We start from the raw sequence: 14638 nt of genomic DNA on the forward strand, positions 1-14638 counted from the left end.
GAGACAGGCGTGCCGTGGCCGCTGCACACTCTCCGGGTGGGCTCGCACGAGCCGATCAGTGTCTGACTTTGATATTGAACGATCGATTAAATGGATCTTTTGAATTCCGGTGGCACATCGTTCTGTTGACGTGTGCGGACACCCGAAGAGGCACGCACCACTGACCGTGCCAACCGATCCGTTCCGGGGAAGATCGGCTTTAGGCTGTGTCATCCATCGATCATCCACTTCGGATTTCGCAGGAGAACCTGGTGCCATTGAAGAAGATCTCCCGTCTGTTCCTCGCCGCGCTGATCGCCGTGTGCGGGGTAGTGGTCGCCACTGCCGGACCGGCATACGCGACCGTGCCGGGATTCGTGCTCAGCTCGACCACCGCGAGCCTGCCGGCCACCCTGTCCGCGCTCGCCACCGGCAAACGGATCCAGTACGTCACCACCAACATCAACGGCAGCCTGACCACCGCGACCGGTCTGGTGCTCACCCCCAAGACCGGCAAGAAGAACAAAGTGGTGGCGTGGGGGCACGGCACCACCGGACTCGCCGACATCTGCGCGCCCTCGAACAATCAGGCGGTCTTCTGGGAGGAGGCGCGGATCGCGGTCGCTGAACTGCTCAGCCGTGGCTGGACCGTCGCCGCACCCGACTACCCGGGACTCGGCACCGCGCAGGCGCACCCCTATCTGGTCGGCGCCAGTGCCGCCCGGTCTCTGATCGACAACGTCCGGGCCGCCCGTTACCTCGACACCGCGCTGTCCACCCAGTACGTCGTCGACGGCCATTCCCAGGGCGGCTCCGGAGCACTGTTCGCCAGTCAGCTGGCTCCCACGTACGACGGCAATCTGGTTTTGAAGGGCACCGCCTCGATCGCGCCGCTCTCCAACATCCAGGAGATCGTCCAGGGCATTCCTGGCACCGCGGCGCAGGGTTACCTGGTGATGGCGCTCTACGGGATCAACGCGGTGGAACCCGCCTTCGACCCGAAGACGGTGCTGGCCGCGCCGGCCGAAGCCAAACTCGGTGTGCTCCAGACCGGTTGCCTCTACCCGATCCTGGCCGCCTTCGAGAACTTCACCGCCGCTCAACTGGTCGAGGGCGGAACCGTTCCGCAGGCGGTCGTCAACAAGATGATGGCCTACGAGAATCCGCTGCAGACCGCGCCGAGTGCGCCCGTCCTCCTCGTCCACGGGACCGACGACGAGGCCGTGCCGTACTTCCTCTCCGAGATCCTCGCCGGCCAGGCCACCTCGTACGGGGTGTCGGTGACCTTCCAGACGATCGACGGTGCCAACCATGACGGTGCCGTCATCCAGTCGTCGGTGCAGGTGGCCGATTGGATCGCGGCCCGGTTCGCCTGACTGATCCAGGGGCCCCGCCGGAATGCGGCGGGGCCTTTTCAGAACGCGTACCGGATCCGCAGGTACGGGGTCCGGGCCCGGATCAGATCAGTCAGCGCCCGGACGTATCCGCCTTTGGATCCGGTGCGATAACGGACGTTCAGATCGCCGTTCTGAGAGCGTTTTATCTGCTGCAACTCCGGTCGCCACAGCAGGTCCTCGGCCCGCGGATGCCAGCCCAGGTTCACCTCGTGCAGTCCCCGGTTGTGGGTCAGGAAGATGATCTCGGTCGCGAGCTGCCGTCGCGTTTCGGCGTTGATCCCGGCGTCGAGTTGATCCAGCAGGTCACGCCAGTCGTCGAGCCAGCCGTCCCGGACCACCACCGGGCTGAAGTTGACGTGCACCTCGTAACCGGCGGCGACGAAATCGTCGATCGCCGCGATCCGTTCGCCGACCGGGCTGGTCCGGATGTCGAGCAGTTTCGCGTCCGCCTGCGGCATCAGCGAGAACCGGATCCTGGTCTTCTTCTGTGGATCCCAGCCCAGCAGATCCCGGTTGACGTACTTGGTGGCGAAACTGGCCTTCGCGTTCGGCAATCCTTTGAAGAGGTCCACCAGATCACGGACGTTGTCGCTGACCAGCGCGTCCGCCGAACAGTCGGAGTTCTCCCCGATGTCGTAGACCCAGTCCTTCGGGTCGCATTCGTTCGGTTCGGGTTTGCGGCCCTGCCGGACCGCGTGTTTTCCGGTGTACGACAGAATCCGCTCGATGTTCGCGAAAACCGTGATCGGGTTGCTGTATCCCTTGTGCCGCGGAACGTAACAATAGGCGCACGCCATCGCACAACCATTGGCGGTGGACGGGGCGATGAAATCGGCGGAACGCCCGTTGGGCCGGGCCGTCATCGTCTTCTTGATCCCGACGACGAGCGCCTCCCGCTTGATCCGGACCCACCGCCGGACGTTCGTCTCGGCGCCGTAGACCTCCGGAATCCGCTGGTGACTCTCGATGTCGACGATCGTCGCCGCCGGCCACCGATCCAGGATCTCCCGCCCGCGCGGCAGATCCGCGGCCCCCGCCTGCAGGTAGATGCGCTTGATGTCCAGCATCTCGCTCACTGCTGGAACACCCGGTCCAGGTGCGCGTCGATCAGCGCCAGGGCCTCGGACGGCTGGTAGAGGCCGGACCGTTCGGCCACGTCGCGCAGACTCACCGACTCGAACCCGGCGGCGCCGATGGCCGCGAAGACCGCGTCGGCCAGCAGCCGTCGCCGCTGCTCATGATCAATCTGTTTCGGCACGTTCCGACAGTACCCACTCTTGTTGACGCAGGGTTATCATGCGGGTGCATGAAAACGAGGGGGCGGGATGACCGTCGAGTACGCCCGTGACAACGACGCCGAGATCGCCCACGAGACCTTCGGTGACTCCGGCGAGCCGCTGCTGCTGATCATGGGGCTGGACTTTCAGATGATCTGGTGGCCGGACGCGTTCTGCGAGCGCCTGGTCGAAGCCGGTCATCACGTGGCCCGTTTCGACAACCGCGACAGCGGCCTGTCCACGCACTATCCCGAACCGGCCGGCGGCGGCCCTTCCGGGCGCTGCTCGACGGCACCCACCCGCTGCCGAAACCCGTCACCCCGGAGCAGCAGGTCGCCAATCTGGTGGAGACCTACCGGGTGTTCGCCTCGCCCGGCTACCCGTTCCCGGAGCAGTGGGCGCGGGAGACCGCCGCCGTCAGTCACGCCCGTAGCCCCCGCGACCCGGGGGCCACTCAACGGCAGCTCGCGGCCAGTCGCGCCGTGCGATACCCGCCGCTGTCGGGCATCACCGCACCGACGGTCGTCATCTCCGGCGCCGACGACCCGCTGAGCAAGCCACGCGCCGGGCGGGACACAGCCGCGCAGATCCCCGGCGCGCGTTTCGAGTCGTACCCCGGCATGGGCCACAACCTGCCGGCGGAGCTCTGGGACGACGTGATCGCGCAGATGCCCGGCCCCTGAAACGGCGGGCCGCACGCCGGCAATGCCATCGATCCCGTCAAAGCCCGGCGGAGTCGGCGGTCGCGTGTGCCCAGCGGCTGGTGCTGAACCGGCCCAGCACGAGCACCGCGATCCCCAGGCCGCAGAGGATCCACCAGGCCACCGGGGAGCCCGCGCCCGCGGCCGCGGAGGCGACGACCGCACCGATCACCGCCACCCCCAGCGCGCTGCCCACCTGCCGGCTGGTCGACGCGATCGCCGCCGCCACCCCCGCCTGCTCGCGGGGCATGCCGGAGACCGCGGTGTTCGTGATCGGCGTGTTCACCATGCCGAACCCGAACCCGAACAGCAGATAGCCGACGAACAACTGCCACGGCGGCGTGTCCGGCCCGGCCCACGTCAACGGCAGCAGGCCGAGCGCCATCGCGACACCCGCGATCTGCAGCGGCAGACGCGTGCCACGGGCGGCGACCAGCCGCCCGGACAGCGGCGACGCGATGATCGTCATGACCGCCATCGGAAGCGTGTACAGCCCCGCGTGCAACGCCGACAGACCACGCACCTCCTGCAGGTACAGCGTGTTCAGGAAGAGGAACCCGCCGAGCGCCGCGAACGCGCAGACCGCGACCAGGGTGGCCCCGGAGAACGGGATGCTGCGGAAGAACCGCAGTTCGATCAGGGGTTCCGCGCGGCGCGGCTCCCACCACAGCAGCGCGGCCAGCGCCAGCGCGCCCAGCGTGAAACAGCCCAGGATGAGCGGGGAGGTCCAGCCGGTCGCCGGGCCCTCGATGATGCCGAACGTGACCCCGGCCAGCAGCATGAAGACCAGCACCTGCCCGACCGGGTCCGGCCGCCGGGCGTGCTCGGCCCGCGACTCCGGGATGAACCGCCAGGCCAGCAGGAATGCGGCGATCCCGACCGGCAGGTTGATCCAGAAGATGGAACGCCAGCCGAACGAGTGCACCAGGAACCCGCCGGCCAGCGGACCGAGCGCCATGCTGAACCCGGTGACCGCGCCCCAGACGCCGATGGCCCGAGCCCGTTCCTTCGGTTCGGTGAACGTGTTCGTGATGATCGACATGGCGACCGGGTTCAACATCGAGCCCCCGACGGCCTGCAGCGCACGGGCGGCGATCAGCCACCCCAGCGACGGCGCCAGACTGCACAGCAGCGACCCCACCGTGAACAGGACCAGCCCCGTCTGAAAGACCCGGCGCCGCCCGATGCGGTCAGCAGTCGACCCGGCCAGCACCAGAAGACTGGCCAGAACCAGCGTGTACGCGTCGAGAGTCCACTGCAGCCCGGACACCGGCGCGTCCAGGTCCGCCCGGATAGCAGGCAACGCGACGTTCACGATCGTGACGTCCAGGCTGATGATCAGCAGACTCATACAACAGATCGCGAGCACGAGATGACGACGGGGCACGCCTCGGTTCTACCCCTGGTCCCGGCTCACATCTCTGACTTGTCGCCTAGATCTCCGCGGCGGTGCCCGGGTCAGTGGCACCCCCTGAACGACCTGCCGGACCCGATGATCCCCTAACACCCGGCAAGCGCTCACCGACTACCGTGCGGGCCGGCCCTGCAGCGAACTCGGCTGGCCGCGGCGAGCAGCACCAGCGGCAGGAGGTGCCCGTGCAGCGGCGCGGCGGCCAAGACAATACGCACAAGTCTCCTTAAGAGTCTCTAGGCCTGAACCGCACGGCTCCGATCGCCATCAGGATCACACCGGGAAGGAAGAACAGCCCGACCGACAGCAGGCCGAGAAGCACGAACACGGTCAATGCCGTGATGCTCAACCCAGCCGCGGCCCGTCGATGACGAGGCCGGACCAGCAACGGTAGGGCACACGCCAGCACCGGTACCGCCAGCGCGAAGGCGACCTCGGGTCGGCTGTCCCAGAGGCTCGCCATCCGATCGGTGACGACGACCTGGCCGCTCTGGCCGCTCCCGGCCGGCCCGTACGCCTCGTTCACCGCCACCGTCGGAAGAAACAACAGCGCCAGCGCAGTGCCAAGACTCAACAGCAGTGCCGCAACGAACCATCGCTTCCTCATGTGGGGCCCCTTCCGAACTCCTCAGACGAACAACCGGTCGGCGAAGGCGGCCACGACAGCGGCGACTCGGGCCGGTGCCCGCAGATTGGCGCCGTGGCCCTGGTCCCGCAGACTCACCCGCTCCGCGCCGGGGATGACTTCGGCCAGCGCCGACAGGCGCTCGGCCAGGTGCTGCGGGCTGCGCCCGCCACCGAGCAGCAGCACCGGACGTGAGATGGCGGTGTAGGCGGAGCGCCGGTCACCGAGTGCGTCGATGGCGGCGTTGTCGTCGAGTTGGCGTGGGATCAGCCGCCGCCAGCTCGGCAGGGCGGCGACCAGCACAGCGGATAGCCAGGCCAGGACCCGTGGCAGGCGGACGACGTCACGCAGGAAGATCTGGATCGCTCGGCGTGGGCGGCCGCTCGCCAGCGCGGCTTGCGCCCGGACGTTCGCGTCACCACCCAGCGGTGCGCCGACGACCACGGGCGGCTCGTAGAGGACCGCGCCGACGAACGCGTCCGGCGCGACCAGCAGTGCTTCCAGCGCAACGACGCCGCCGGACGAGTGCCCGACCAACAGCACTGGCCGCCCGAGCGCGCGGGCAACTGCCACGGCGTCGGCCGTCTCTGCTGCCAGTCCCGGCGGCGGGTCCAGATCCATGCGATAGCGGCGGCGCCGTACGCGTACGACCCGGAACCGCGCTGTGAGGTGCGTAGCCACACGCCGCCATGCCGTCTCATCGTTCATGCCCGCATGCAGAACCACGATCGGTGGGCCGGAGCCTTCAGCGACCGCTCTCACGATCGTGCCGTCAGTGGACGTGATGATCAACATTCATCCTCCCCCGGCAGGACTGGCTGCCGAACAGGGTCCAGATCGAGGTGGGCCCGTTGATCAGGCGAAGACGTCCCGCCGGGCACTTCAGTCGCCCGCCGACACGTAGTGGTTCTGCGGCGGGGTTCGTGCCGGCAGCTGACAACCGTCACACCTGGCGTTTCCAGGATGTCCTTCCTGTGCGAATTAGCGCCTGACTCGTGCGCTGCGCACCGATGACAGAACTCGACACATCTCGATCGATTACTACGATCCTAGTAGAGTGAGGAGATGGCCACAATAGTGATCGTCACGGTCGGCACGCGGGGTGACGTCGTGCCCTACGTGGCGCTCGGCTCTGCACTGCGGGACGCAGGCCACTGCATTGACGTCGCCACCCACACGTCGCTTCGCGGTCACGTGGAGTCGGCCGGGCTGGGCTTCGTATCGCTACCGGTGGAGTTCAGTACGGGGCCGGATACGCGCCCGCTGACCGTACGACGGTTCGCCCGGGTGCTCGCCGGTCGATGGCTGGACATCGGCAGGGCAGTAGCGGCCGCGTCCGTAGAAGCGGATCTGCTGTTGCTCGGCGGCATGGGTTGGATCGGCTATCACGTGGCCGAAGCCCGGAAAATCCCGAGCATCGGCGTCTTCCTTCAGCCGTTGGACCCGACCCGGGAGTTCCCACCGCCGCTGCTGACCACCCGATCGCTGGGCGCCTGGGGCAACAAGGCTGCAGCACGGTCGCTACGACTGCTCGGCCAGCTGCCGTTCGCCCGGCAGACCGCGGCGCTACGACACGAGCTGGGACTGCCGGCCGCTGGCCCGACCGCGATGTTCCGTCGGATGGAAGCCGAACAGTGGCCGGTCCTGTACGGGTTCAGCCCAGCCGTCGTGCCTTCCCCACCGGACTGGCCGGTCTGGCGCCGCACCATCGGCTACTGGTGGCCGAGGGCGGACGCCGGCCTGTCGCCTACCCTGCAACACTTCCTCGACGACGGTGACGCGCCGGTGTACATCGGACTCGGTAGCATGTCTCCGCCCGGCGCAGGTGACCTGATCAGCCGTACACTCACTCGGCTCGGCCGGCGCGTGGTGGTACAGCGCGGAGCGGCCGGCCTGTCGGCCGGACAACGGAATGTGCTCGTCGTCGACGACGAGCCGCACGCCGCGCTGTTCCCCCGCGTCGCCGTAGCCGTACACCACGCCGGCGCGGGCACCACTGCGGCGGCACTACGCGCCGGGACGCCCAGTGTGTGCCTGCCCTTCACGGCCGACCAGCCGTTCTGGGCCCAGCGAGTCGCCGCGATCGGCGCGGGACCCCCACCGCTGCATCGGCGGGCGCTGACCCCCGGGCGGCTCGCGGCGGCGATCGCTTCAGCCGGAGGCTACCGAGAAGGCGCCGCGCTGATCGGGTCCCGGCTCGCCACCGAGGACGGCGTCAGTCAGGCCGTCGCCGAGATAGAACGGCGGCTGCCGGTACAGTGATCCGATGCCGTCAGCGACCGTGACGAAGATCGTCGACGCCGCACTGAGCGTGCTCGGGACCGGCGGCATCCATGCGCTCAGCCACGCCCGGGTCGACACCGCCGCCGCGCTCCCGCCGGGCTCCACGTCCAACTACTTCCGCACCCGAGCGGCTCTCGTTTCCGCCGCCGTCGCACGGCTGCACGAGCTCGACGAGGTGGACTGGCGGGCCGCCGTCGCCGCCGGCCCACCGACCGATCTGGCCCGGCTCACCGACGCGCTCGCCGCCTTCGTCGACGCCGCCACCGGCCCCCTGCGGACGAGAACCGTCGCCCGGTACGTCATCTTCGTGCAGGGCGTCGTGGAGCCAGCTCTGATGGACAGCCTCAACGGCGACCGCCGCCGACTCGTCGACCTCATCGCTGCGACCCTCACCGACCTCGGCGTGGACCAGCCGGCCGACATCGCAACGACACTGCTGGCTGGCGTGGAAGGACTGATCCTGCACCGCCTCACCGGGTTTGCCGCGCCCACCCCCGCCGACCCGCAAGTGCGCAACCTGATCAATGCCCTGTGCGATCCCGCTACGGACCTTGGGCAAGGCGGCCGACCTGTCAAGGCTCGGACAGAGCGCCCTCGCCTCAGCTGAGTGGCTGCGGCTAGCTAGGTGTTCTGCCCAAGGAGGTTGGGAACGCGGCTGGCGGGTGGGCCGCCGATGGCGCAGTGGTGCCGGTGGTGATCGTAGGTGTGCAGACACCGCCACCGTGCGCGGCCTCGATGTCGCCACATCGGGCCGGCCACTGGGTTCTGACGTGTCAGCGGCGAGCCATCAGGGTAATGCCAGGCGGCCGCCACCCTGGCGGCGATAGCGAGCCCCGGAGCAACTCTTGCAAACGCGTGCCTGGTCCTTGGGTGCCTTGGATGAAGCTACCGCCAGATGTCGTGATATTTAATCCCGTCAATGTCTTGCGGGCCTGCCGTGCGGTACCCCGCCGGCTCCCGCCGGCACGGCCACCCTCGAGCACCATGCTGAACTGTGGAAACCCGAAGGCTATAAAGTAGAACTGGCCCAGAACAACGATGGGACGATGATCGTTCGTGTGTGCACAACCCAGGCATATCTGGCCGGGCAACCCGTACCCGCTGGGGGCCACCTACGATGGTGGCGGTACGAATTTCGCGCTCTTCTCCGAGGCGGCGACCAGGGTCGAGTTGTGTCTGTTCGATGAGAACGGCACGGAGACCCGGATCGACCTGCCGGAACGGGAGGCGCTGGTCTGGCACGGTTACCTGCCACGGGTGGTGCCGGGGCAGCGGTACGGCTACCGCGTGCACGGCCCGTACGAGCCGTCCTGGGGTCAGCGGTGTAATCCCGGCAAACTGTTGCTGGACCCGTACGCCAAGGCGATCGACGGCGACTACCAGTGGGATCAGGCGCTCTTCTCGTACGACTTCGGTGATCCGGAGTCCTTCAACGACCTCGATTCGGCGCCGTTCTCGCCGCGTTCCGTCGTCATCAATCCGTATTTCGACTGGGGCAACGACCGGCCGCTGAAGATCCCGATGTGGGAGACGGTGATCTACGAGGCGCACGTCAAAGGCATGACGATCCAACACCCGGACATTCCCGATGACGTACGGGGAACGTACTCCGGCCTGGCTCATCCCGCGATGATCAAGTATTTGAAGGAACTCGGGATCACCGCCGTCGAGTTGATGCCGGTGCACCAGTTCGTCCACGACAGTGGGCTGATCGAGCGCGGGCTGACCAACTACTGGGGCTACAACACGATCGGCTTCTTCGCCCCGCACAACGGCTATTCCTCGTTCGGCGGCACCGGCGGGCAGGTGCAGGAGTTCAAGGCCATGGTGAAAGCCCTGCACGCGGCGGACATCGAGGTCATTCTCGACGTGGTCTACAACCACACCGCCGAAGGCAACCACCTGGGGCCGACGCTGTCGTTCCGGGGTATCGACAATCCGGCCTACTACCGGCTGGTCGACGAGGACAAGCGCTACTACTACGACACCACCGGCACCGGTAACAGCCTCAACGTGCGCCATCACGAGTCCCTGCGGCTGATCATGGATTCGCTGCGGTACTGGGTGACCGAGATGCACGTCGACGGTTTCCGGTTCGACCTGGCCGCCGCCCTGGCCCGTGAATTCCACGAGGTGGACCGGTTGGCCGCCTTCTTCGACCTGGTCAATCAGGACCCGGTGGTCTCCCAGGTCAAGCTGATCGCCGAACCGTGGGATGTCGGCGACGGCGGTTACCAGGTCGGTGGCTTCCCGCCGAACTGGACCGAGTGGAACGGCAAATACCGCGACTCGGTGCGCGATTTCTGGCGTGGTGAACCGTCCAGTCTGGGCGAGTTCGCGTCCCGTTTCACCGGCAGTTCCGACCTCTATCAGGACGACGGCCGGCGGCCCATCGCGTCGATCAACTTCGTGACCGCGCACGATGGTTTCACCCTGCACGATCTGGTGTCGTACAACGAGAAACGTAACGACGCCAACGGTGAGGGGAACCGCGACGGCGAGTCCCACAACCGGTCGTGGAACTGCGGTGTCGAAGGCGAGACCGAGGATCCGGACGTCATCGTGCTGCGGGAGCGCCAGAAACGGAACTTCCTGGCCACGCTGCTGCTCAGCCAGGGCGTCCCGATGATCGCGCACGGTGACGAACTGGGCCGCACCCAGCACGGCAACAACAACGTCTACTGCCAGGACGGCGACATCTCCTGGGTCGACTGGATCGACGCACGCAACGAGGACGTGCTCACCGGCTTCACCCGCCGGCTGCTGAAACTGCGTGCCGACCACCCGATCTTCCGGCGCCGGCGGTTCTTCACCGGCGACCCGGCCGGCGACTCGAAACTGCCCGACATCGCCTGGCTGCGCCGCGACGGCGGGATCATGACCGACGCGGACTGGAACACCCGCAGCGGCATGACGATGACCGTCTTCCTCAACGGCCACGGCATTCCGGAACGCGGCGCCCTCGGCGAGGAGATCAAGGACGATTCGTTCCTGCTGCTGTTCAACCCGCTCGACGAGGACGTGGCCTTCACCCTGCCCGACCGCGATTACGGCCGGACCTGGGAGATCGCCGCCAACACCGCCGACCCGCTGCTGGCGGTCCGCCGCAAAACCGCCCGCGCCGGTACGTCAGTGCATGTCACCCGGCACAGCCTGGTCGTCATGCGCTGCCGTTACTAGCTCAACGACCGGTACCACGCGATCTTCTCGCGCACCCGCCGCTGCTCGTGCCGCAGCTGCTCGACCTTGGCGTCGATCTCCCGATCGTGCTCCTCGAGCAGCTCGGCACGGCGGCCGGCCGCGTCGTCCCCGTCGTCGGCCAGCAGTTCGGCGAACCGCCGCAACCGGGCGATCGGCATGCCCGAGTCCCGCAGGCACCGCAGCAGCCCCAGCCGGGACAGGTCGTCGTCGGAGAACACCCGCCGGCCACCCGAGGTGCGCCGGATGCCGTGCATCAGACCGATCTTCTCGTAGTAGCGGATCGTGTCGATGCTGACGCCGAGCCGCTCCGCCGTCTCCCCCGGTGTGTAAGGCACGACGCCAGATTAGCCGCTCACCATATCGGCATTCGTCCCTACTGGTGCGGCATCGCGGTCGATGGGAGGCTGAGGCATGGAACTAGCGCCACGGCCCCGTCTGCACTTCACCCCGCGTACCGGGCGTGTCGGTGACCTCTTCGGTGTGCTCGCGGTGGACGGGCGTCATCACGTCTTCTACGAACTCGACATCGCCGGTGAGGGCACCGCCTGGGGCTGGGCGATCTCCGACGACCTGGTCATCTGGACCGAGCAGGGTGTCGTCCCGGCTCCCGGCGACGCCCGCTGCGGCACGGTGGTGGCCGGGCCGGTCATCTTCTACACCCGCGGCGACGGCCAGATCACCCGGGCCGTGCCCGAGCCCGGTTTCGCCGGCTGGCGGCAGGACGTGCCCGGCCCGCTGATCACCACCCCACCGTCCGGCGTCACCGACATGTGCGACCCGGCCGTCTGGTGGGCCGGCAGCGGCTGGCGGATGCTGCTCAGCGGCCGGTTGCGCGACGGTTCCGCGGCGGTCCTGCAATACCACTCGGCCGACCTGCTGAACTGGTCGTACGACGGGGTCCTCATCGCCAAGGAACAGGCCACCTGGGGTTGCCCGCGGCTGTTCCCACTGGACGGCTCCTGGGTCCTGATGGTGACCACCGGCGACGAGGTGGCGTACGGGATCGGCGACTACGACGGCCTGCACTTCACCGCCCGCACCTGGGGCACCTTCGGCCGCGGCTCACTCGGGCCCGCCGTCACCTTCGTCGACGCGGCCGGCCGGCGCTGCCTGCTCGCCCGCCTCGGCGACGACCTGGCCTGGTCCGGCGCGCTCAGCCTGCCGTGGGTCCTCTCGGTCCGCGACGAGCGGCTGATCGTCACCCCGCACCCCAACCTGGACCCGTACCTGATCAGCGGCGCCACCGGCCTGACCGCCGCCGGGGGCGAGGTCCGCGACCACGGCGACCTGATCCTGCGGATGCCCACCGGCGGCGAGACCACCCTGTTCACCGACGCCGACATCGTCGAGGTGACCGTCGAGGGCGTGAGCGGCCTCGGTGTGGCCCGCCGTACCAGCCCCGCCGCGCCCGGCGTCCGGTTCGCGCGCTTCGGCGGTTTGAGCTGACCGGTGCCGGGAATCCCGCGGGTATGCCCGGACGCGACGAGCTACCCGACACCCTGAAAAGGTCCCCGGCGAAGGCGCAGCGCACCTTCGTCAAGACCCACGACTCGGCGGTCGAACAGTACGGCGAGGGCGAACGCGCCCACCGCACCGCGCTGTCGGCGGTCAAGCACTCGTTCGAGAAGGTCGGCGATCACTGGGAGCCCAAGCCGGAGAAGGGGCCCAGCGACGACGGCGGAGACGACGCCAAAGGCGGTGTGGACGCCAACGCGACCAAGGAACACCTGATGGACGTGGCGCGCAAGCTGGACGTCGCCGGCCGGTCGACGATGACAAAACCGGAACTGGTGGAAGCCGTTCAGAAAGCCAACGACCGGGAGACCCGAAAAGCCCGTGAATGACCTCGATCGATTCGTACGGGCCCAGGACGGCGTCTTCGACCGCGCTCTCGCCGAATTGACGGCCGGGCGTAAACGTACCCACTGGATGTGGTTCGTCTTTCCGCAGTTGGACGGGCTGGGCGCCAGCGCCAACGCGCAGCGGTACGGCATCCGGGACCTCGCCGAGGCGCGCGACTATCTGGCTCATCCGGTCCTCGGGCCCCGTCTGACACAGTGCGCCGAGGCGTTGCTGGCGCACCGGGGGCTCACCGCCGGGGAGATCCTGGGGTACCCCGACGATCTGAAGCTGCGTTCGTCGATGACCCTGTTCGCGCGTGCCGCCGCCGAGCCGGGGGTGTTCGAGCAGGTCCTGGCGATGTACTACGACGACAAGGACGAGCTGACACTCCACCTGCTGGGCCGGCGATAAACGACGGCGCGCGAGAATTCCGGTGGTAGAAAGTCCTGATGCGTCTTGGCCGGGTTCTCGTGGCGGTGCTCGCCGGAACGCTGCTCGTCGTGCCCGCGCCCGCCGTGGCGGCGACCGGCACCCCGAGCGCGGCGCTCGGGAGCGAGCTCGACCGGATCCTCGCGGCTGACGGGCTGGCCGGGGCCACCGTCGCCGTGGACGTGCGGGACGCCGGCAGCGGGGCAGTGCTCTACCAGCGCAATCCCGAGGTTAGGGTGCTGCCGGCCTCCAACCAGAAACTGCTCACCGCAGCGGCCGCGCTGGAGGTGCTCGGGCCCGGATACCGGTTCCGGACCGCCGTCCGGGCCCTCGGGGGAGACCTCTACCTGCAGGGGCGGGGTGACCCGACGATGACCTACCAGCGGTACGACCAGCTCGCCGCGGCCGTCGCACGGGCGGGAACCCGGCGGTTCGCGGGGCGGCTGATCGCTGACGACACCTGGTTCGACCGGGTGCCGCTGGGGCTCGACTGGTCCTGGTCCGACGAGACCTATGACTACACGGCTCCGATCTCGGGGCTCACGTTCGCCGCGAACACCCGGTTCGACACGGCCGCGGTCGAGGTCCGGTACAAGGGCGTGGCCGGTAAGCGGCCGGTGGTGACGGTCTGGCCGCCGACGAAGAGCGTTCGAGTGGGCAACCGGGCCGTCACCCGGGGAAGCGGGGACTCGGTCGACGCGGTGCGGGTGCACGGCACCAGGAACGTCACCGTGAGTGGTGCGGTGGCCGCCGGACGGTCCGGCACGACCATGGTCGCCGTGCCCGACCCGACCGCCACAGCGGCCGGCATCTTTCGGGCGGCGTTGCGGCGACACGGCGTGCGGGTTGCCGGGCGTACCAGCAAGGGGGTGGTCCCCGGGAAAGCCCGCAACGTGGCCGCTCTCGCCTCGCCACCGCTGACCGAGATCCTCCGGCCCCTCCTGAAACTCTCCAACAACGGGCACGCTGAGATCCTGGTCAAAGCCATGTCGCGGGCCACCGTCCCGGCAAAACCGGGCAACTGGCCGGCCGGGCTGACCGCCGCCACCGCCGCCCTCAGGCGTCTCGGCGTCGACACCCGGCTGCTGACGATGAGTGACGGATCCGGGCTGAGCCGGCGGAACTGGATGACCGTCCGTCAAGTGACCACGCTGCTGCGGGCGGCGCGCGGCCGCACCTGGTTTCCGGCCTTCCGCACGGCTCTGCCGGTCGCCGGCAACCCGGACCTGATGATCGGCGGTACGCTCCGTAACCGGATGCGCGGCACCCCGGCCGCCGGGAACGTGCGGGCCAAGACCGGCTCGCTGACCGGCGTCAACGCGCTCTCCGGCTACCTCACCGACGTGGGCGGCCGCGATCTGGTCTTCGCCGCGATCATCAACGGTTCCGTCACCAGCGCCACCGGCACTCTCGACAGCGTCGCCGTCACCCTCGCGGCGAGCCGGACGGCCGCTACCGTCGTGCCGTCCGCCCGGACACCGGCCCGCCTCTGA

The 14638-nt window shown here is 68.5% G+C and carries 16 protein-coding genes; 9 read left to right on the forward strand and 7 right to left on the reverse strand.

Features of this window, described 5'->3' with window-relative positions:
* The first annotated feature begins 251 nt into the window (after positions 1-251).
* On the forward strand, positions 252-1355 hold the full coding sequence (locus BLU81_RS02385) for an alpha/beta fold hydrolase (protein WP_231954053.1): 1104 nt from the start codon (positions 252-254) through the stop codon (positions 1353-1355).
* Between the two features lie 38 nt (positions 1356-1393).
* Here the strand turns inward: BLU81_RS02385 and BLU81_RS02390 are convergent, their stop codons facing one another.
* The 3 genes from BLU81_RS02390 to BLU81_RS47545 are packed head-to-tail and all read right to left on the reverse strand — an operon-like array spanning position 1394 to position 2854.
* Entirely contained in the window at positions 1394-2443 is a 1050-nt protein-coding gene (locus BLU81_RS02390) for a spore photoproduct lyase family protein (RefSeq protein ID WP_092556493.1), read from the reverse strand.
* A 5-nt stretch (positions 2444-2448) separates the two neighbouring features.
* On the reverse strand, positions 2449-2634 hold the full coding sequence (locus tag BLU81_RS02395) for a hypothetical protein (protein WP_092541192.1): 186 nt from the start codon (positions 2632-2634) through the stop codon (positions 2449-2451).
* Complete coding sequence (locus BLU81_RS47545) at positions 2618-2854, reverse strand: hypothetical protein (RefSeq protein ID WP_157751119.1); 237 nt, start codon at positions 2852-2854, stop codon at positions 2618-2620. Before BLU81_RS47545 ends, BLU81_RS02395 begins: the two co-directional genes overlap by 17 nt.
* A gap of 143 nt (positions 2855-2997) precedes the next feature.
* Here BLU81_RS47545 and BLU81_RS50180 point away from each other — a divergent pair, with 143 nt between their 5' ends.
* Positions 2998-3336 (forward strand): alpha/beta fold hydrolase, encoded by a 339-nt coding sequence (locus BLU81_RS50180; RefSeq protein WP_092541194.1) that lies wholly within the window; start codon positions 2998-3000, stop codon positions 3334-3336.
* Between the two features lie 37 nt (positions 3337-3373).
* Here BLU81_RS50180 and BLU81_RS02405 read toward each other — a convergent pair whose 3' ends face one another.
* The 3 genes from BLU81_RS02405 to BLU81_RS02415 form a co-directional block, all read right to left on the reverse strand.
* A complete protein-coding gene (locus BLU81_RS02405; RefSeq protein ID WP_092541196.1) occupies positions 3374-4705 on the reverse strand; it encodes an MFS transporter in 1332 nt (443 codons plus the stop codon).
* 286 nt (positions 4706-4991) lie between these two features.
* On the reverse strand, positions 4992-5372 hold the full coding sequence (locus BLU81_RS02410) for a hypothetical protein (protein WP_092541198.1): 381 nt from the start codon (positions 5370-5372) through the stop codon (positions 4992-4994).
* Between the two features lie 21 nt (positions 5373-5393).
* Positions 5394-6185, reverse strand: a complete 792-nt coding sequence (locus tag BLU81_RS02415) for an alpha/beta fold hydrolase (protein ID WP_092541200.1) — start codon at positions 6183-6185, stop codon at positions 5394-5396.
* Between the two features lie 270 nt (positions 6186-6455).
* Between BLU81_RS02415 and BLU81_RS02420 the strand changes: the two genes are divergently transcribed.
* From BLU81_RS02420 to glgX, 3 genes are all read left to right on the forward strand, one after another.
* A complete protein-coding gene (locus BLU81_RS02420) occupies positions 6456-7652 on the forward strand; it encodes a glycosyltransferase (protein ID WP_092541202.1) in 1197 nt (398 codons plus the stop codon).
* Between the two features lie 4 nt (positions 7653-7656).
* Entirely contained in the window at positions 7657-8280 is a 624-nt protein-coding gene (locus tag BLU81_RS02425) for a TetR/AcrR family transcriptional regulator (protein WP_092541204.1), read from the forward strand.
* Between the two features lie 449 nt (positions 8281-8729).
* Positions 8730-10853 carry a glycogen debranching protein GlgX gene (glgX, locus tag BLU81_RS02430; RefSeq protein WP_231954055.1) on the forward strand — a complete coding sequence of 708 codons (2124 nt, stop codon included), beginning with the start codon at positions 8730-8732 and terminating at the stop codon, positions 10851-10853.
* Here the strand turns inward: glgX and BLU81_RS02435 are convergent.
* On the reverse strand, positions 10850-11209 hold the full coding sequence (locus tag BLU81_RS02435) for a MerR family transcriptional regulator (protein ID WP_092541206.1): 360 nt from the start codon (positions 11207-11209) through the stop codon (positions 10850-10852). The two genes, glgX and BLU81_RS02435, sit on opposite strands and share 4 nt — an antisense overlap.
* A 76-nt stretch (positions 11210-11285) precedes the next feature.
* Here BLU81_RS02435 and BLU81_RS02440 point away from each other — a divergent pair, with 76 nt between their 5' ends.
* Genes BLU81_RS02440 through dacB form a run of 4 tightly spaced genes read left to right on the forward strand, consistent with a single transcriptional unit; the run spans position 11286 to position 14638 of the window.
* The gene (locus BLU81_RS02440; RefSeq protein WP_092541208.1) at positions 11286-12320 is read left to right on the forward strand and encodes a glycoside hydrolase family 32 protein; all 1035 of its coding nucleotides are present in this window, start codon (positions 11286-11288) and stop codon (positions 12318-12320) included.
* Positions 12321-12343: 23 nt separating this feature from the next.
* Positions 12344-12718, forward strand: a complete 375-nt coding sequence (locus BLU81_RS02445; RefSeq protein ID WP_092541210.1) for a ChaB family protein — start codon at positions 12344-12346, stop codon at positions 12716-12718.
* Positions 12711-13127: a DUF1810 domain-containing protein gene (locus BLU81_RS02450; protein ID WP_092541212.1), complete on the forward strand. Its 417-nt coding sequence runs from the start codon at positions 12711-12713 to the stop codon at positions 13125-13127. Before BLU81_RS02445 ends, BLU81_RS02450 begins: the two co-directional genes overlap by 8 nt.
* Positions 13128-13165: 38 nt before the next feature.
* Complete coding sequence (dacB, locus tag BLU81_RS02455) at positions 13166-14638, forward strand: D-alanyl-D-alanine carboxypeptidase/D-alanyl-D-alanine endopeptidase (RefSeq protein ID WP_092541214.1); 1473 nt, start codon at positions 13166-13168, stop codon at positions 14636-14638.

The organism is Actinoplanes derwentensis (assembly GCF_900104725.1).
Lineage (GTDB): Bacteria > Actinomycetota > Actinomycetes > Mycobacteriales > Micromonosporaceae > Actinoplanes > Actinoplanes derwentensis.